1 protein-coding gene is annotated in these 233 nt (G+C 47.2%); it reads left to right on the plus strand.

Annotated elements, in window-relative coordinates; translation table 11 throughout:
• On the plus strand, positions 1–233 hold a 233-nt coding region (locus tag AAEZ10_RS27780; RefSeq protein WP_350571898.1), incomplete at both ends, for a cbb3-type cytochrome c oxidase subunit I.

Consider the following 233-nt stretch of genomic DNA (forward strand, 5'->3'; position numbering starts at 1 on the left):
GATTATGATGCGAACTCAGCAAGCACTTGCCACTAACGGCGCTGCGGGCTATTTACCACCAGAACATTACGACCAAATCTTCACAGCCCACGGCGTGATCATGATTATCTTTATGGCAATGCCATTTATGATTGGTTTAATGAACTTGGTCGTGCCATTACAGATTGGTGCCCGCGATGTGGCGTTCCCATTCTTAAACAACTTAAGTTTTTGGCTAACGACCTCTGGCGCGG

The organism is Pseudomonas sp. H26/SER47-MNA-CIBAN-0231 (assembly GCF_040310465.1).
In the GTDB taxonomy this organism is placed as follows: Bacteria; Pseudomonadota; Gammaproteobacteria; order Pseudomonadales; family Pseudomonadaceae; genus Aquipseudomonas; species Aquipseudomonas atacamensis.